We start from the raw sequence: 18,033 nt of genomic DNA, 5'->3' as shown, positions 1-18,033 counted from the left end.
CACGTCAAGTGGAGGAAGTCAGACTCTCTTTTGGCACCTTGAGCGTCGACTGATGATGGCACGCTTCACAAATGATCGCATGCGGCGCGCGCAGTCGGGTCTGCTTGGACGTCATTGGACTGCCACATTTGGGACACTCCGCACCTTCGAGTGACACCAGCGTGCAATCCTCAGAGAATCTGCGGCGGGCGAGAATGCCTCCCACCACGAGGGCCCCGATGGGCCACGGGGCATGGGGTGGCAGTATGGCCACGACCGGTGCAACGACAAGGGAGACACCCATGATTTGGACGGCTCCTCTTACTCTCCACTGTTTGGAGCGCGGCTTGATCCGAACCGTGATCTCATCGGGCGGAAAGCCGAACAGGACCAGACGCGCCGCCACTTCGAGCGTATCTGATTTTGGGGCAGGGGTGCGCGAGTCAATCACTGGCATTCGGGTACGTCGCGGGAAGTCGGGCCGAAATATATCTTGCGGGGTCATGTTCTTGAACCCGTTTGCACCCCCCAGGTGACTGAGACCGCGACCCAGATCGCTCCCGGGTCGGCAACCCTTTCTCGGGACCTCTCCTAGTTCCTGATCGAACTTTCGATCGGGGTGCATCGATATGCGATGTACCCTCCGGGACACCCGTCGCTGGATCCAGTGGTGGGGAGCGTCATCGCCCGCTTAGCCGTGCTCCTGGGTGAGCGGCGTAGGCTCCCTATTGGAGTCGCCGCAAAACAACGCGTGATCGAGCGCATGATCACGGACCAGGACCACCCGGTGCTCTCCGACCTGGCCACGCGACTCCACTTTGCCGAGGACGGTGACGAGCGTAGCACCCCGAGTGAGTCAGGCTAGAGGTCGGCAGCAAACTCTTTCAGTTTGGCTCCGGCCGCTTGCAGGGTCTCGATCTGTTTGCAGAAGACGAAGCGCACGAAACGGCGGCCGCGCTCCGGCTGGCTGAAGAAGCTGGAGCCAGGTACCGGCGCTACACCTCCCTCGCTGGCCAGACGTTTCGAGAAGACGACATCGTCTTCATCGGAGAGGTCACTGAAGTCCGCGAGCACATAGTAGGCCCCTTGTGGAGGGGCACACTTGAAGCCGGCCTCACGGAGTGCGTCAACCAGGACACTTCGACGGGCTCGGTATCCTTCGACCATGCCTTCGTAGTATTCGGGCCCCAACTCTCGGATGCCGACGGCACAGGCTTCTTGCAACGGAGCCGGGGCGCCCACGGTCAAGAAGTCGTGGACCTTCCGGATTGCGACCGACAGGTCAGGCGGTGCGATGATCGTTCCGACGCGCCACCCCGTGACACTGAAGGTCTTGGACAGCCCGCTGATCACGATGGTGCGCTCCCGCATCCCCTCGAACGTGGCGAGCACGTGATGTTCTCCCTCGTACAGGATGTGCTCATAGATCTCGTCAGTGATGGCCAGTATGTCGTGCTCTCGGCAGACATCAGCAACCGCCTGGAGTTCTTCTCGATCGAAGACACGCCCGGTGGGGTTGTTCGGTGTGTTCAGCACTATGGCACGTGTCTTTTCGGTCACAACACTTTCGAGATGAGCACGATCGAGGCGGTACTCGGGAGCCTCCAGTGGCAGGAAGACCGGCTTGGCCTGACTGAGCACGGCGTCCGGACCGTAGTTCTCGTAGAAGGGCTCCAGCACGATGACTTCGTCCCCTGGATTTACCGTCGCGAGCATGACCGCAGCCATGGCCTCGGTAGCCCCGCACGTCACGGTAATCTCCCGCTCCGTATCGACATCCATCCCGTAGAATGCCCCATATTTCTCCGCCAAGGCGTGACGCAAATTGGAGGTGCCCCATGTGATGGCGTATTGGTTCACATCAGCACGGATCGCGGCACAGGCAGCTTCTTTGATGAGCTCCGGAGCGGGAAAATCTGGAAACCCCTGTGCGAGATTGATCGAATCATGCTCGCGCGCCACTCGCGTCATCTCACGGATCACGGACTCTGTGAACGAGTGCGTGCGCGTAGCGGTGCGGATGCTGGACGACGTCATAAGGCAGGCTGCTCAGCTTGGGTCGCTATGGTTTTGAGGTCGTCAAGACAACGACCCATCGCTTCGACGATGTCAGGATCGAATGCTTCTCCTGAGTCGTCCTGAATAGACCGCACGGCAACGTCCCATGGGTGGGCCGCGCGATGGGCGCGTGGGTGAATCATGGCGTCCAATGCATCGCACACTGCGGCAATGCGAGCCGCCACAGGGATGGTGTGGCCCGCGAGTCCGTCCGGGTAGCCACGCCCGTCCCAACGTTCGTGGTGCCAACCCACAACACTGAGCGCGACTTCGGCGTCGATGAGCGGCTGGAGCACCTGTCGGCCGATCGTCGGGTGGCGCTCGATGGACTCGCGCTCATGCAAAGCAAGCGCATCTGGTTTGTTCAGGATGCGATCCGCGAGGCCGAGCTTTCCAATGTCCTTGAGGCGACACCCTAATTCGAGCCCGGCCCGGTCGATTTCCGTCCCCTCCGGATCCAACTCTTCCGCCAAGCGGAGAGCGAGCGTCCCGACCCTCGCTGAGTGATTTTCGGTGAACGGGTCGCGTGCCTCGGCTGCACGTACCAAAGAAGCGGCGCCCTCCAATACAGCCTGGCGTGCCTCAGAATCTCGGGCGCGCGCTTCCTTGGACAGATCGGCGGAAGACCCGCGACGTTCAAGGATTCGGGCGCGCCGAGCGAGAGAGTCCATCAAGTGCTGCCGGAGCTCCGGCATGCCGAACGGCTTGAACAGATAACAATCCGCTCCTGCGCTGAGCGCTTCTGCAGCAACCGTCGCATCGTGCAGGCCGGTGATCACCACGATCTGCGTCTGGGGCCAGCGCGACTTTGCAGCCGCGACCAATTCGATCCCGGATTGACCCGGAAGACGAAGGTCCGTGATGACTACATCGTATTCGGTCACGAGCTGATCGAGGCCGGTGACGACATCGACCGCTTCATCTACATAAAAGCCCTCACGCTCCAGATAGTTGGTGATGAGGCTGCGGACCTGATCATCGTCTTCCACAACGAGCACCCGTCTGTCCTGTCCGAAGCCGGTGATCTGATGCGGCAGCAGAGTCAGAGGTGGTCTGGACTTCCCCATGTCCTGCCCAGCCCGCGGGTAGTCCTGTGGTTCCGCTCCTAGTGCCTCCAGCACCCCTTGCAGTGCGTCCGGGGAGGGTTGCACCACGCCCATCATCGCCTTTCCGAAGACACGCACACAGTTCCGGCCGTCGTGTTTCGCCTGATAGAGCGCATGGTCCGCGGCGGCGAGCAACTCGTCAGACGAACGCATGCTCGGGTGGTACGTGGCAACGCCAGCACTCACAGTCAGTCGGCCACCTCCATCCATATTTTTCTTTGCCAGCACCGAGCGTATGCGGTCGGCAAAAATCAACGCACCTTCGGTATCGGTCGAAGTCAGGACCGAGACGAACTCCTCACCGCCGAAACGGGCGGAGAGGTCCATCCGGCGCGTCAGGACTTCAAGAATCTCACCAAACGCCGTCAGTGCCGAATCGCCCATCGGATGGCCGTAGGTGTCGTTGTACTCCTTGAAGTTATCCAGGTCGAGGAGCACGAGTGACAACTGGCGACCACGTTCCGCAGCTGCGAATTCATTTTCTAAGAAAAGACGCGCGTGACGCCGATTGGGCAGGCGAGTGAGGATGTCTGTGAAAGCCATGTCCTCAACTTCAGCGTGGTCCTGGTGGAAATTCTCAGCGAGCCACCCAATTCCCAGCGCGATCACGACATACGCCACAACGACGCCGAGCAGCATGTCTGGTACGGTGCGCCCCATGAACAGGGCCGCAGCTTGCGTGACGGACAATGTCGCCACGCCCAACGCGAGTGCAGTAGCAATGCCCCTCCACGCCCGATAGTACCCGAGTACGAACGCGGGCAGCAGGGCCGTAAGCCATAAGAGCGCTCCGTGTTCCCCGAGTTGTTCCGGGAATTGGAGTGCGCCTAGGACCGGGACGGCCAGAGCAGCTGTTGAAAGAACGAGGGCGCCGGGGGGGACGGTCCGGCCATGAAGATCGAGTGCCATCACTGGAAAGTGCAGGCGCTTGCCAGCGAGGGTCAACAGCACCGTTCCACTTCGTCCCACAGCGACCGAGCCGGTAGGCATCGAGCGAAGCCTACCCTCTACCTCGCCCAGCGGTCTGTCATGCACCGAAATCGACTGATTTCCTTGCTAATACGCAGCGGTTCGGTCACCTCACTTGAAGAAATACCGCCGGAAGCCGAGCCGATGGACATCGAGCCCCAGGAGGCCGGACTCACCCCCCTCCGTGGCCGAGACTGGCACCGAAGCCAGGATCTCAGGGAAACCGCGTTCGCCGCCGACCTGTCTCGCCTAGTCGGGGAGTAGAACACGTGAGTGTGGTCGACACGGACGACCAAGAGCCAGCAGCGGTGCTGTCAGTCCCGACTCCAACGGCGGGCCTCGAGCGGAGCCAAGAGCAAATCTCGGCGCCGCCTGTTCCGGTGGTATCCCCAGGACGCCCGGAGATCTTCACCGCGGAGATCAAGTACGAACCAGGCTCTGGATCGAGCAGCTCTTTCGATCGCGGATGTCTACCGCTTCACTCCGGCGAAGAACCGTAACCAAGCGGTGCCTGTAGGGGTGAGTTTTCCCATCACCTTCCAGGTCCGCTAAGAGCTAGATCCTAACGGAGCCCGCCCCGAAAGAGATCGACTTCGAATCCGCCCTCGTGCTTTCCCGGCGCGGGGGCCGATTTCCTTTTGGGCTTGGGTAGCCCGCTCCTTCGTTCGGGCCTAATCTGGTGGGCCCAGCCACCAGGCTCGGCGTACGTTTTTCCAGTCAGGAGCAATTCATGAGGACCGGTCGTTTACTCGTCTTCTTTTCGCTGGTCGCAGTGGCCGCCCCACTCTCTGGCCAGTCCACCGACGCATTCGCCTCAATGCAGGCCCGTGAGATTGGCCCCGCAGGAATGAGCGGGCGTGTATCGGACGTCGAGGTGGTCCTCTCGGACCCCAACATCGTGTATGTCGGGGGCTCGACCGGCGGGCTCTTCAAGTCCGTGGACGGGGGCATCACCTGGGACCCGATCTTCGACGAGCAGAATACGCTCGGAATCGGCTCCGTTGCTGTGTTCCAGCCGAATCCGGATATCGTTTGGGCGGGAACCGGGGAAGGCAACCCACGCAATAGTGCGGGTGTAGGGCGGGGCCTCTTCAAGTCGATCGATGGGGGACGGAACTGGAAATCGATGGGACTGGAGCGCTCCGAGCGCATCCATCGGATCCTGACACACCCCACCGACCCGGACGTCGTCTACGTGGGCGTTCTGGGCCCCGCCTGGTCTGACGGCCAGGAGCGCGGTGTTTACCGCACACGTGACGGCGGGCGCTCGTGGGATCGCGTCCTCTGGCAGAACCAGCGTACGGGCGTGTCCGAGATGGTCATGGACCCGTCGAATCCCGACAAGATCTTCGCGGCCATGTGGGACTTCAGGCGCGATCCATGGTTCCTGACCTCGGGTGGTGAAGGCTCCGGCCTCTTCGTGACCCATAATGGTGGGGACACGTGGCGCCAGGTCTCCGCCGACGACGGGATCCCCTCGGGGGACCTCGGGCGTATTGGTCTGGCGATTGCACCGTCCAATCCGAACGTCGTTTATGCACTCATCGAGGCGGAGAAGTCGGCGCTCGTCCGCTCGGACGATGGTGGGGTCACTTGGAATACGATCTCCGACCAACCCGGAGTGAACCCGCGCCCGTTCTACTACTCTGACCTGCGCATTGACCCTACCAACGAAAACCGGCTGTATCGGTTGCAGTCAGCGATCGAGGTCAGTGAAGACCAGGGCCGCAACTGGAAAACGGTGGTTCCGAGCGGGATCATCCACGGGGATGTGCACGAGTTATGGATCGATCCGGCAGATTCGCGCCGCATGATCCTGGGAGAGGACGGCGGCATCGCGTTCACCTACGACCGCGGCGAGCACTGGCGCTTCGTGGAAAACCTCGGTTTGGCGCAGTTCTACCATATCAGCGTCGATAACGACACGCCGTTCAACATCTACGGCGGGCTCCAGGACAACGGCTCGTGGTACGGGCCGAGCACCGTCTGGGAGAACAAGGGCATCCTGAACGCTCACTGGCGCCGCGTAGGAGGCGGTGACGGGTTCAGCGTGATGACGGATTGGTCCGACCCGGACAACTTCGGATACTCGATGTCTCAGGGCGGGAACCTCTCCCACTTCGACAAGAACACCGGGGCCCGGCGCAGCATCCAACCAGTGCATCCGGACGGGGCTGACTTGCGCTTCAACTGGAACGCTGGCCTCACGTACGATCCGCAGAATTTGAGCGTGATTTACCTGGGCAGTCAGTTCCTCCACCGTAGCGCGGATCAAGGACGGAGTTGGGAGATCATCTCACCCGACCTGACCACGGATGACCCGGCCAAGCAGCGGGCCTACGAGAGTGGCGGACTTACCACGGACGCGTCGGGTGCAGAAATGCACACCACGATCATCTCCATCGCACCCAGTCACCTCGAATCGGGTGTCATCTGGGTCGGGACGGACGACGGAAACGTGCAGATCACGCGTGACGGCGGGGCCACCTGGACCAACGTCCGAGATAACGTGGTCGGGCTTCCTCACGGGATCTGGGTTCCCGACGTGCAGCCCTCGAAGCATGTGGAGGGCAGGGCCTATCTTGTCGCAGAAGATCACCGACGCGGGGACTGGACCCCCCGTGTCTATGTGACTGAAGACTACGGTGCGACGTGGACGTCACTGGGCAGCCCCGATATCGATGCCTTCGTGCATGCCATCGAAGAGGATCCCGAGAATCCGAACCTGCTTTTCCTCGGAACCGAGTTCGGGCTGCGCATGAGCTTAGACCGCGGAAGTAGTTGGGAGAGTTATACTTCGGGCGTCCCGGCAGTCCCCATTCGGGACCTCGTGGTGCACCCGCGCGATGCAGACTTAGTGCTAGGAACCCACGGGCGGGCGTTGATCGTCCTGGATGACATCCGGCCCCTACGGGAGTTGTCCGAGGACCCGTCGATTCGTTCGACGGCAGTGCACGCCTTCGCTCCGCCGCCCGCGTACGACGTAACCATCGCGGAGGCGATCGGATACAGATCCACCGGCCACGCCATGCAGCAGGCCGAAACCAGGCCTAACGGGGCCATCCTCACGTTCTGGGCAGCAGATGCAGGAAGGGCTTCCGTAGAGATCACAGACGGAGACGGAGCACTCGTGTTCTCCCGTTCCGTTCCTGCGGACGAGGGCACCAATCGCTGGGTTTGGAACCTCCGCCCAGGCGGAGATGCCGACGAGAGCATGTTCCCACGCCAAATGACCGTCTTTCCAGGCACCTATGAGGTCGCGGTGAGCATGGACGGCCTCACTTCCTCCACGATGTTGGAAGTACGCAGTGATCCTCGTGACCCACCTGCAACGGCGGATCTGGTCGCCAAGCGCGATGCCCTGATCGACATGAACGCGGTTGGGGCGCGGGTGAACGATGCCAGGCTGGAGTTGAGCCAGGTGATCCAGCGGGTCGCCACCGTACTCGAGACCCTAGAGGACGACGCAGATGACCTGATGGACCAGGGTCGAGAATTGCAGGACGCACTCATGAGTCTCAATCAGCGGCTCTTCACCGGCCCGGAATGCCAGGGCATGTGTCCACGCGGAGCCACGGTCGCAGCAGCCGTTGGCAGCCCGATTGGCCGGATCATGGGCGGGGATGGAGCACCGTCAGAGAACACGCGCCATATGATGGACCGGGCGAGAGAAGCCGCAGACACCATCGAGCGCGAATTGGCCAGCATCATGGCGGGTGGGATAGCCGACTACCGAGCGGAGCTACAAGCGGCCGGATACACCCCGTTCGGGAGCGGCCGATGACCGCCCGGGTCTTGAGGATCCTGCTTGTGGCGATTGCGGCGGTCTTGGCGCCGTGTGTAGGCGCAGCGCAGGAGCAGGTGAAGATTTTTATCTCGGTCGACATGGAAGGCATCGGTGGAATCGGTACCGGTGCGATGGCGTCCTCGGGCGGGAAGGACTACGCGACCGGCCGGCAACTCATGACCGCTGAGGTCAACACGGTCATTGAGGAGATCTTCGCGCGGGACCCAGGTGCGGAAATCTTGGTCAACGACTCACACGGTGACATGCAGAACCTGCTTCACACCCAACTCGATCCACGGGTGACGTACATCCAGGGGTCGATCAAGCCGCTCGGAATGGTCCAAGGCCTCGATGCATCGTTCGACGGGGCCATCTTCATCGGATATCACGCGAAGGCAGGTGACCCAGACGGATTCCTCGCCCACACGGGAACAGGATCCGTGAAAGGCCTGTGGCTGAACGACATCGAGGTCGGCGAGGGTGGGATGAATGCCGCTTTCGCTGGGAGTCACGGAGTGCCCGTCCTCCTCGCGTCAGGCGATTCCGCTGCTGCGGCTGAACTGAGTGCGCTGCTCGGAGCAGAGACTGTTACGACGAAGACTGCCGAGACACCGGCGTCCGCTCGACTCATCCACCCGGAGGTTGTGAGGGAACGCCTTCGCGAAGGGGTGAAGACTGCCCTCGAACGTCTCGACAACGACGGCTATGAAGTATTCGACGTGGGCGACCCTGTGGTCCTCCGCATGCGGTTCACATCCACGCTGCATGTGGACGTGCTCCAGTCGATTCCTGGGGTAAAGAAGCTGGACGGGTATACCATCGAGTACTCCGCTCGCAGCGCAAGCGAAGCGTACCGTCTGATCCGCCTCATGTATCGCTTCGTCAGTGTCTAACCCAACCGAAAGGCCGCCTTCGTCATGATGCGCAACGCGCTGTTGTGGGCTTCCACAAACCCGTTCCTCGCCGAGCGACTCCCCCAATACGGATTCGTGAAGCGCGCCACAGAACGATTCATGCCAGGCGAAGGCTTGAACGATGCCCTCGGTGAGGCGAGCACGCTTGAAGCGACAGGGGCAAATACCACCGTCACGCTTCTCGGCGAGAACCTCGCATCCGTGGACGAAGCAGACGGAGTCGTCGAGCACTACCTCGACGTACTGGGCGAGATCAAGTCGAAGAAGCTCAGCACGGAGGTCTCCATCAAGCCGACCCAGCTCGGCCTAGATTTCGGGGCCAACGGGGCTCAGGAGCGCCTGGATACGCTGATCAGCGCCACGGATTCGTTGGTCTGGATCGACATGGAGGGCTCTGACTACGTCGATGCGACCCTCGACATGTTCAAGGCCTCTCGCGCGAAACACGAGAACGTGGGTCTATGCATCCAATCGTACCTGCACCGCACAAAGGGAGACCTGGAAGAACTGCTCCCACTCGATCCGTCGATCCGACTGGTAAAGGGTGCGTACAACGAACCGGAGAGTGTCGCGTTCCCTCGGAAGACCGATGTGGATCAAAATTTCATTCGGTTGACCAGTATGCTTTTGCGGGCAAAAGCCAACGGGGGGAGGGGGAGACCGGTGTTGGGCACCCACGACCCCAGAATGATCGGCGAGGCCAACCGAATGGCGTATGAGCTGGATCTGGAGAAGGACGCACACGAGTTCGCCATGCTGTACGGCATCACGCGAGGAGAACAGGAGCGCTTGGTGCGGGACGGGCGCGCACTCCGCGTCCTCATCAGCTACGGGTCGGCCTGGTTCCCTTGGTACATGCGACGCCTCGCGGAACGACCAGCGAACGTCTGGTTCGTGATGAAGCAGCTCGTCCGGTAGTGACCCCTACAGAGGCCTCCGGAAACCCGCCGGGCCTCGTCGACGACGATCCGAAGCGATGGCGCATGCTCGGCCTCGTCTCGGCTGGCATGCTCCTGTCTCTATCTGCCTGGATGACCGCCACAGCTGTGGGCCCAGAGCTTCAGCTGCGTTGGGGTTTGTCGTCCACTCAGGTGGGGTGGCTCACTACGGTGGTCCAGCTCGGCTTTGTGATCGGAACGGCCGCAGGGGCGCTCTTCAACCTCGCGGACATTGTTTCGAATCGGGCCTATTTCACAATATCCGCAGCACTCGCGGCCTCGGCTAATGCCGCTTTGTTGGTCGTTCCATCCTACGAAGCTGCGCTGGCCGCCAGGTTCGCCACAGGGATCTTCCTGGCCGGTGTATATCCACCAGGCATGAAAATGATCTCCACCTGGTTCCGGTCTGCCCGTGGCTTCGCGATCGGGACGGTCGTGGGTGCGCTCACGGTGGGGAAGGCTACGCCGTATCTCTTGAAAGCCATCGGCGGCCCGAGTGTGGAGGCGGTTGTCGGGGGCGCGTCCCTCGCTGGACTGCTCGCGGCCTTGATCATCGGCGTCGGCTACCGTGAGGGGCCTTATCCGTTTCCGGTCCGAGCCTTTGAGTGGAGCCGTGTACTGCGCCTCCTGAGGCACAGAGAGACCATGCTCGCCACCGGTGGCTACTTGGGGCATATGTGGGAGCTGTATGCCATGTGGACATGGATCTCCGTATTTCTCGCGGTAGCGGCCACCGACCAGGTCAACCACGTATGGGTTGAGCTGGCCTCATTCGGTGCGATCGCTTTTGGGGGACTCGGGTGCGTGTGGGGTGGAATGGCGGCAGATCGGATCGGGCGCCACAAGGTCGTGAACCTGGCCATGACGATCAGTGGTGTGTGTTGTGTCGCCGTCGGGTTCGCCTTTTCGGCACCGTTCCCCGTCCTGGTTGCCTTAACCTGGGTGTGGGGCTTTTTCGTCGTGGCAGACTCGGCGCAATTCAGTGCGATGGTGACAGAAGTGGCTCCGCCCGAATCCGTGGGGACCGCCCTCATGCTGCAAACGTCGCTGGGCTTCCTGTTGACCATGGTCACCATGCAAGCCGTTCCGATATTGGCCGAGGCGGTGCAATGGCGGTGGGCCTTCGCCTTCTTGGCGCTCGGGCCCGTCGCGGGCATTGCCAGCATCGTTCGCCTGGCCCGGGTTCATTCTCTAGATTCGACTTCTGTCAAAACGTGATTCAACTGAGGCCCATATGCGGCGCGCGTCTTTTCTTCTGCTCGTGTTCGACACCTTTGCGGGTGCGACACCCCTAGAGATCCCATAGTCAACGCCGTCACGGGCTGGCTTTTGTTCGCGGCCCTGATCGCCTCTTGGGGGGCGATCACGGGCCGCTTCTTCGTGGTGCCACGGGCACCCGTGGAGTCTCGCGACCATCTCACCGCAGTCGCTCGCCGAATGGGCTCGACCGCGGCGTTGTTGCTGCCTGTTGCGATGGGCCTCGTCTTCTACCGACAGTTGATCGAGTTCCGGGATCCCTTCGCTACGTGGACCGAGGACGCGAACCTGTTGGTCCGCCAGACCGCCTGGGGACAGCTATGGTTGTGGGGGGTGGCCGGATCGTTGGCGACTCCCGTGCTCTTCCTCGCATCAGCGACCGGTACATCCTCCAGCGCCCTGCGCCGGGCCGCTTGGTGGCCCACGGCGATCGTCGTCCTCCTGATGTGCGCTTTTCCAGCATACAGTGGACACGCGGCGGGAACTGATACCCTGCGGGTGTTGTCTCTCCCGGCGGATGTCATCCATGTGCTGGCCGCCGGGAGTTGGGTCGGGGGGCTCCTGTTCGTGATTCTGGCCGAGCGTGCGTTGCTTCCCACACTCGTCCCTCTTTTCTCTCCGATCGCACTCGCGTCGGTGGCGGCGTTGATCGTCACCGGGACCATTGGCTCCTGGCTTCACCTCGACTCGCTCGCAGCACTCGGGTCCACCTCGTACGGCCGCCTCCTCCTGCTGAAGATCGGACTCGTACTCGGGGTCTTGGCGCTGGGAGCGATCAACTGGAAGAAGCTCACGCCCCGCTTGCGAGAAGCAGGCGGTCCCGCCGAACTTCGGCGAGCTGCGACATTCGAACTCTTGCTCGCACATGTCGTCATCCTGATCACCGCTCTGCTCGTGCGCACCTCGCCGCTACACGACTGGTCCTGGTCCAACATAGGTCACTAAAGAATGCTGCATCTCCTCATCGCACTCGGCCTCGTACTTGGGCTCGGAACGGGGCTGTTGGCCGCCGCAACCGGATCGGACTTCCTCATGGCGATCGCCACGGGGTCGGCGCCCTTGGGCACTGTGTTCATGAACGCCATCCGAATGGTGGTGATTCCTCTGGTGATGGCAGTCATCTTCACCGGCGTAGCAGGGCTGGGTGATCCTCGGAAGCTCGGGAAACTGGGCGGCCTGACGCTCGGCTTCTATTGGTTGTCACTGATCCCGGCGATCGCCGTCGGTATGGCGACCACAGCGTTTATGCTTCGGTTCGCACCTGCACTCCCAGTGCCCGCCACCACGGTGCAGTCGGTGCCGGAGCTCCCTGGCATCGTGGACTTTCTGGTGAGTCTGGTCCCGAGCAATCCGTTCGCGGCGGCGAGTTCGGGGCAGCTCTTACCGCTCATCGTGTTCACAGCGCTCCTCGCGGCCGCTACGGGTGCGCTAGAGGCGAAGCATAGGGACACGCTGATCGAGTTCGCTGAGGCCACGAGCGAGGCGCTCATCAAATTGGTCTGGTGGATCCTCTGGACGGCTCCGATCGGTGTATTCGGACTCGCCGCTCCGGTGACTGCGCAGCTCGGGTGGGGTCTCATCCAGAGCCTGGCGATCTTCATCGCGAGCGTGGTGATCGCGTTGGCACTGTACTTCGGCCTGTTAATGGTTCCGCTCCTCAAGATCGTTGCTGGCATCGGACTCGGGCGCTTCATGAAGGGGATGTTTGGAGCGACATCAATCGGGTTCTCCACCACGAGCACCGTCGCCGCGCTCCCGGTAACCCTCGAGGAAGCCCGAAACAATTTGGGCGTCTCGGAGACTGTAGCCGACCTCGTGCTCCCCCTTGGAGCCTCGATGTACCGGCCCGGCAGTGCGCTCTTCCAGGGCTCTGCCATCGTATTCTTGGCCCACCTGTTCGAAGTGCCGTTCCCGTTGGCCGCGATGAGCGGAGCGCTCCTCGCCACGTTCCTGGTATCTCTGACTGTGGCCCCCGTGCCGTCTTCCAGCGTGGTCACACTCGCCCCGGCGTTGGATGCCGTCGGTATCCCGATAGCGGGGCTCGCTATTCTTTTGGGCGTCGACCGGATTCCCGACATGTTCCGCACCACGATCAACCTGTGGAGCCAGACTGCCTCAGCTGTACTCGTGGATAAGTGGGCGGGTGGCGGCGAAGTCGACGCTGGGGAGAGCGGCGAGACTGAGCCCGACTCTCAGGCTACTGCCTGACCGTGGCCGGTCGCCCGTGGGTTCTCTCCGAGACGACTTGGAGCGTTGTGCGCGAGTCACAGTACGACGTCGCGATCCTCCCATGGGGCGCGACTGAGGCGCACAACCTCCACCTGCCGTACGGCACGGATGTCTACGAGAGTGACGCCGTCGCCGCGGAGGCGGCGCGCTTGGCGTGGGAGCGGGGCGCCCGCCCCCTGGTGCTGCCAACTGTGCCCTTCGGAGCAAATGCGCAGCAGCTGGACATCCCCGGCACCATCAACATGCACCCATCGACGCAGATGGCGGTCCTTTTGGATGTGATCGAGAGCCTTGAAGTACAGGGCTTCGACAAGCTCTTGATTCTCAACGGTCACGGAGGGAACGACTTCAAGCAGATGGTCCGCGAAGCTCAAGTGTCCACCCCGGTCTTTCTAAGCACACTTTCGTGGTTCCGCTTACCCGACACCCAAGACCACTTCGACGCCGTGGACAACCACGCCGGGGAAATGGAAACCAGCCTGATGATGCACACCAATCCAGATCTGGTTCTGTCGTTGGATCAGGCAGGGCCAGGCCGCGCTCGCGAGTGGACGCTGGAGGCCATCAACGAAGGGTGGGCATGGGCCCCGCGCCGCTGGTCCGAGGTCACGGACGACACCGGTGTAACCCGGCCCTGGCGACGCCAGAAAAGGGTGTGGTCTTCTTTCAGCTCGTGACAGAGAAGATCGCTGGGTACCTCACGGAGTTGGCAGGCGCCGACCCGAACAACCTCTACGCCCGTCTCTAGGCCGCTTCGCTCCGGTGCGCTCTGATCTTCATTACGCCCAACGTCAGCACTGGGATGACGTACACGACGATAAACCCGATCGTGAGCGTGCCGTAGCCCTTGGCAATGAGGTCGATGAGCCCGAATCGGCTGATCACGGTGCCCAGCCCGAGAAGCCCAATCGCCACAGCCGGGCGCACCCAACGCGCCAGGTCTCCTGCACGGTCTGCCTGAAGGCCTGAGATCCGTTCGTTGAAGGCGTGGATCAAGCCAGCACCGGTTTCGACCAAGGTCCCGAACAGGATCAGCTGAAACGCCACTTGGAAGCTGCGGGAGCCGAGCACTTCAAGGAGAACGTTCGCGGGCACGGTAGCGTCCATAATCGCGGGGTACTGGCCGACTGTGGCCAGGAAGAACAAGAGCCCGGGGATCATCGCGATGGGGCCGGTGAGTGCCCCGGCGATGAACGTCTCTCTGCGCGTCTCGTGAAGCCGAAGGGCAGCGAGGACCGGGGGGATCACGGCCAAGTTGTATCCGGCGTAACTCAGCCCAGCCCATATCCAACCCGTACCGGCCGGCGTAGCCGTGAGGTTGGAGGTAATGGCACCACCGAAGCTCTGAAAGCACCAGATGAAGAAGATCATGTACACGGCGTAGAGCGCGAACGACCACGCCGTAAAGAACTTCTCGATCGTCTCATTCCCGCCGAAGACCAGCGCGCCGACCGCGATCATCACCGCGCCCACGCCAACCCAGTAGTTGAGACCGAACGTCTCCTCCATGATCGAACCAGACGCGGCAGCCACCACGGCGAGCACGATCAGTAGCAGCCCCACGTAACAGACCTCGAAAACCCACCAGCCACGGCCCAGCAATTTCTGAAAGAACCGTCGGTAGTCGTACGCGCCCCACATACGAGCAAGTTCGAACGTAGCCATGGACACTGCGCTGAAAATCAGCGTCGCGACGATGATCCCGAGCAGGCCGCCCATGGGGCCTTGGGAGAGAAAGAACTCGACGAGTTCCCGTCCGGTACCATAACCGCCAGCGATGATGACCGACTGGAAGATGAAACCTGGCAGGAGGTAGCGACGGAAGGCAGAGGATATGTCCATGACCGCGATCATACGCCCTCCCAGGTACACACAGCAATCACACCTTGACCCGCGCCCCGTGGCAGAAGATTGTCGCAGCTGACCTTTGCACCCCATTCGGATGGCTACTCCATGCGTAAGACTGCTCTGATCTGCATGCTCGCGCTCTCCTCCTTCTCGGGAGAGGTGTCCGGCCAAGGAACAGCACCCTTGTACGACATCGTCATCCGAGATGGACGTGTCCTCGATGGATCCGGGAATCCTTGGATCGCCGCTGACGTCGCCATCCAGACAGGCCGCATCGTCCGGATCGGTCATATCGAAGGAACCGGTCGCCGCGAGATCGATGCGACCGGGCTCTACGTGTCACCGGGCTTCATCGACATGATGGACCAGTCGGGTAGTGTTCTCCTGCGGAACGGGCTGGCTGAGAACAAGCTCCGCATGGGTGTGACATCAGCGATCGGGGGCGAGGGCGGGACACCGGTCGGAGTGGACGGCATCGAAGGATACTTCCGGAACCTGGAAGAGCAGGGCATTTCGATGAACTTCGGCTCCTACTTTTCTGAGACCCAGGCGAGGGTAGCCGTCCTTGGCAACGAGAATAGGGCGCCTACTGCGGCGGAGCTCGACGAGATGCGGGGCATCATGGCAAGCGCCATGCAGCAGGGGGTGATGGGTATGACCACTGCACTCATATACCCGCCTTCGTCCTTCGCCTCGACAGATGAGCTCGTCGAGATCGCGAAAGTCGCTGCGGACTACGGCGGCATCTATGCCAGTCACATTCGCGACGAGGGCCGGGGCCTGGTAGGTGCGGTGCAGGAGGCGATTGAGGTCGGTGAGCGAGGCGGCCTGCCCGTTGAGATCTTCCACTACAAGGGCGCCTACGAGCCCGGGTGGGGCACCGTGATCAAAGAGGCTGCGGTCGAGATCGAGGCCGCGCGGAGCCGAGGGGTGGATGTCGCGGCGGACATGTACCCCTATACCGCGGGCGGCTCGGGGCTCGAGGCGACGATCCCTTCGTGGGCCTTCGACGGAGGTATGGACTCTGTGCGGGCCCGGATCGGCCGCGACGACGTCCGTGACCGCATGAAGGGTGAGTTGGTCACCGGATACGAGGGTTGGTGGAACATCGTCGAAGCTGCGGGTGGCTGGGACGGTGTCGTCCTGGTCAACGCGCGCAACGACGAAAACGCCCACTTCGAGGGGAAGAGCATCACGCAGATCGCCCAGGAATGGGGAAAGGACCCTGCTGACGCCGCATGGGATTTGGTAGCCGCCGGCCAGGGGCGGGTGATGGCCATCTACCACATGATGAGCGAAGAAGACGTGAAGTGGGCACTCCAACGCCCTTGGACGAGCATCGGGAGTGACGCGGGTGCGGCCCTTACTCCCGGAAGCGCCGACGTCCTGGGTCTTCCACACCCCCGGAGCTACGGTACCTTCCCGCGCGTGCTCGGAAAGTACGTGCGGGACGAACAGGTCCTGACGTTGGCGGAAGCAGTGCGCAAGATGACTTCTTGGCCAGCCACTCGAATGCGCTTGGACCGACGCGGTGTCATCCGCGAGGGCGCCTGGGCGGACATCACGATCTTCGACCTCGATCGAGTATCCGATCAGGCGACGTACGACGAACCGGTACTGTTTCCGGTCGGGATCGAGTACGTGTTGGTAAACGGAGAGGTTGTAATCGAGGACGGAGGCACGCACACCGGGGCTCGTCCTGGACACGTTCTCTATGGACCTGGGAAAGGAAGCAATCGATGAAGTGCACCATGCTGACAAACATCGTTTCTGCAGTAGTCGTCGGCGCGGCGATGACTATGGCTGTGGAGGCCAGCGCCCAAATCGCGCCGCCGCCAAGGGAAGGGATCGTCAGGGTCGCTGCACGGCTGGAGCCGGAGATCAGGCGAGCGATGCTCGAGGGGAACATCCCATCGATGGTGATCGCGCTGACCGACCGGGAGGGCGAGCTGTGGAGCGCGGCATATGGTCAGTCGAACCTGTGGGCGCGCACTCCGGCATCCACCAACACGGTCTACCTCATCGGGTCCACATTCAAAGCACAGTCGACCGTGGCGCTCCTCCAGCAGATGGAGCAGGGGAAGTTTTTCCTTGACGACAAGGTGAGCGACTACCTGGAGGGACTCACCTTGCGGGGCGAGGACCCTGACAACCCCGTGACCTTCCGCCACATGCTGACTCACACCTCGGGTATGCCCGGCGATTTCGGTCCGCACCTCGTCTGGGGCGAAACCTCTCCACTCGCGCTGACCGAGTACCTCACGGACTCGCTACGTCTAGCAACGCCGCCTCAGCAAGCGGTGGTCTACTCGAACATGGCGTACTCGCTCGTGGCACACCTGGTCGAGAAATTCTCAGGCGTGCCCTACAAGCAGTACATCCGGGAGAACGTGTGGGGCGCTCTCGACATGGATCACACCGTGTTCGATCTCCCGCCTGAGATGGAGGAACGGATCTCGGTACCCTACGCGCCTGACCAGAACACCGGGCGGAACACCGCCACGGCGCGCCTGAAGGCCAACGTATGGCCGGCGGGCATCGTGTACGGGACGGTTCACAACCAGGCGAACTGGGTCCGCTTCAACTTGGGAGACGGAAGTTGGAACGGCCGCTCTGTGCTTCAGGAGTCCACGCTGGACCAGATGCACACGCTGCAGTACGAACAGTTCATCGGCCAGGGGCTGGGCGGTGGGTGGGGCTACGAAAATCCGGGGTACGGCCTCACCTGGTGGACATCCACCCGAGCAGGCGAGCGCTTCTTCGCCCACTCGGGGAGCCTGCCCGGCTACACAGCCTTCGCGTCTGGAAACAAGACGCGTGGATTCGGGGTTGCCTTCCTCACCAACGGAAACGCGGCTCATGTACACCTCGTTCGTTTGACGACTTTGGCTCTCGATCTGCTCGCAGAAGAGATGGGAGAGTCTCGCTAGACTGCTGACGCGGTCCAC

The 18,033-nt window shown here is 62.0% G+C and carries 14 protein-coding genes; 10 read left to right on the top strand and 4 right to left on the bottom strand.

Translation table 11 applies throughout. The features are described from left to right. Nucleotides 1-4: 4 nt before the first annotated feature. Nucleotides 5-436: a hypothetical protein gene (locus P8L30_09315; protein MDG2240389.1), complete on the bottom strand. Its 432-nt coding sequence runs from the start codon at nt 434-436 to the stop codon at nt 5-7. 213 nt (nt 437-649) lie between these two features. Here P8L30_09315 and P8L30_09310 point away from each other — a divergent pair, with 213 nt between their 5' ends. Further along, nucleotides 650-844 carry a hypothetical protein gene (locus tag P8L30_09310; GenBank protein MDG2240388.1) on the top strand — a complete coding sequence of 65 codons (195 nt, stop codon included), beginning with the start codon at nt 650-652 and terminating at the stop codon, nt 842-844. On the opposite strand, the gene P8L30_09305 is transcribed toward P8L30_09310, so the two are convergent. Next, a complete protein-coding gene (locus tag P8L30_09305; GenBank protein MDG2240387.1) occupies nt 841-2,016 on the bottom strand; it encodes an aminotransferase class I/II-fold pyridoxal phosphate-dependent enzyme in 1,176 nt (391 codons plus the stop codon). The two genes, P8L30_09310 and P8L30_09305, sit on opposite strands and share 4 nt — an antisense overlap. Continuing rightward, the gene (locus tag P8L30_09300; GenBank protein ID MDG2240386.1) at nt 2,013-4,052 is read right to left on the bottom strand and encodes a diguanylate cyclase; all 2,040 of its coding nucleotides are present in this window, start codon (nt 4,050-4,052) and stop codon (nt 2,013-2,015) included. Before P8L30_09300 ends, P8L30_09305 begins: the two co-directional genes overlap by 4 nt. 790 nt (nt 4,053-4,842) lie before the next feature. Between P8L30_09300 and P8L30_09295 the strand changes: the two genes are divergently transcribed. From P8L30_09295 to P8L30_09265, 7 genes are all read left to right on the top strand, one after another. After that, nucleotides 4,843-7,896, top strand: coding sequence for a hypothetical protein (locus P8L30_09295; protein ID MDG2240385.1), 3,054 nt, complete (start codon nt 4,843-4,845; stop codon nt 7,894-7,896). After that, the gene (locus tag P8L30_09290) at nt 7,893-8,792 is read left to right on the top strand and encodes a M55 family metallopeptidase (protein ID MDG2240384.1); all 900 of its coding nucleotides are present in this window, start codon (nt 7,893-7,895) and stop codon (nt 8,790-8,792) included. The genes P8L30_09295 and P8L30_09290 overlap by 4 nt, the downstream gene beginning before the upstream one ends. A gap of 24 nt (nt 8,793-8,816) precedes the next feature. Next, nucleotides 8,817-9,731, top strand: a complete 915-nt coding sequence (locus P8L30_09285) for a proline dehydrogenase family protein (protein MDG2240383.1) — start codon at nt 8,817-8,819, stop codon at nt 9,729-9,731. Next, nucleotides 9,731-10,969, top strand: coding sequence for an MFS transporter (locus P8L30_09280; GenBank protein MDG2240382.1), 1,239 nt, complete (start codon nt 9,731-9,733; stop codon nt 10,967-10,969). Before P8L30_09285 ends, P8L30_09280 begins: the two co-directional genes overlap by 1 nt. Before the next feature lie 111 nt (nt 10,970-11,080). Continuing rightward, nucleotides 11,081-11,953, top strand: a complete 873-nt coding sequence (locus P8L30_09275) for a CopD family protein (GenBank protein MDG2240381.1) — start codon at nt 11,081-11,083, stop codon at nt 11,951-11,953. A 3-nt stretch (nt 11,954-11,956) separates the two neighbouring features. Next, a complete protein-coding gene (locus tag P8L30_09270; GenBank protein MDG2240380.1) occupies nt 11,957-13,216 on the top strand; it encodes a dicarboxylate/amino acid:cation symporter in 1,260 nt (419 codons plus the stop codon). Nucleotides 13,217-13,218: 2 nt separating this feature from the next. Next, nucleotides 13,219-13,914, top strand: a complete 696-nt coding sequence (locus P8L30_09265; GenBank protein ID MDG2240379.1) for a creatininase family protein — start codon at nt 13,219-13,221, stop codon at nt 13,912-13,914. A gap of 67 nt (nt 13,915-13,981) precedes the next feature. Here P8L30_09265 and P8L30_09260 read toward each other — a convergent pair whose 3' ends face one another. After that, the gene (locus tag P8L30_09260) at nt 13,982-15,091 is read right to left on the bottom strand and encodes a hypothetical protein (GenBank protein MDG2240378.1); all 1,110 of its coding nucleotides are present in this window, start codon (nt 15,089-15,091) and stop codon (nt 13,982-13,984) included. Between the two features lie 99 nt (nt 15,092-15,190). Here P8L30_09260 and P8L30_09255 point away from each other — a divergent pair, with 99 nt between their 5' ends. Then, on the top strand, nt 15,191-16,828 hold the full coding sequence (locus P8L30_09255; GenBank protein ID MDG2240377.1) for a D-aminoacylase: 1,638 nt from the start codon (nt 15,191-15,193) through the stop codon (nt 16,826-16,828). Continuing rightward, nucleotides 16,825-18,015: a serine hydrolase gene (locus tag P8L30_09250; GenBank protein MDG2240376.1), complete on the top strand. Its 1,191-nt coding sequence runs from the start codon at nt 16,825-16,827 to the stop codon at nt 18,013-18,015. The genes P8L30_09255 and P8L30_09250 overlap by 4 nt, the downstream gene beginning before the upstream one ends. Nucleotides 18,016-18,033: the final 18 nt, after the last annotated feature.

The organism is Longimicrobiales bacterium (genome assembly GCA_029245345.1).
GTDB lineage: Bacteria > Gemmatimonadota > Gemmatimonadetes > Longimicrobiales > Gaopeijiaceae > CALFPJ01.
Note: the sequence above shows the minus strand (reverse complement) of the source record. Positions and strands in the feature narration are given on the sequence as shown.

Coding starts and splice junctions, on each gene's coding strand:
- P8L30_09315 (MDG2240389.1), bottom strand. CDS start 436: ATGCCAGTGATTGACTCGCGCACCCCTGCCCCAAAATCAGATACGCTC.
- P8L30_09305 (MDG2240387.1), bottom strand. CDS start 2,016: ATGACGTCGTCCAGCATCCGCACCGCTACGCGCACGCACTCGTTCACA.
- P8L30_09300 (MDG2240386.1), bottom strand. CDS start 4,052: ATGGCACTCGATCTTCATGGCCGGACCGTCCCCCCCGGCGCCCTCGTT.
- P8L30_09295 (MDG2240385.1), top strand. CDS start 4,843: ATGAGGACCGGTCGTTTACTCGTCTTCTTTTCGCTGGTCGCAGTGGCC.
- P8L30_09290 (MDG2240384.1), top strand. CDS start 7,893: ATGACCGCCCGGGTCTTGAGGATCCTGCTTGTGGCGATTGCGGCGGTC.
- P8L30_09285 (MDG2240383.1), top strand. CDS start 8,817: ATGATGCGCAACGCGCTGTTGTGGGCTTCCACAAACCCGTTCCTCGCC.
- P8L30_09270 (MDG2240380.1), top strand. CDS start 11,957: ATGCTGCATCTCCTCATCGCACTCGGCCTCGTACTTGGGCTCGGAACG.
- P8L30_09260 (MDG2240378.1), bottom strand. CDS start 15,091: ATGATCGCGGTCATGGACATATCCTCTGCCTTCCGTCGCTACCTCCTG.
- P8L30_09255 (MDG2240377.1), top strand. CDS start 15,191: ATGCGTAAGACTGCTCTGATCTGCATGCTCGCGCTCTCCTCCTTCTCG.
- P8L30_09250 (MDG2240376.1), top strand. CDS start 16,825: ATGAAGTGCACCATGCTGACAAACATCGTTTCTGCAGTAGTCGTCGGC.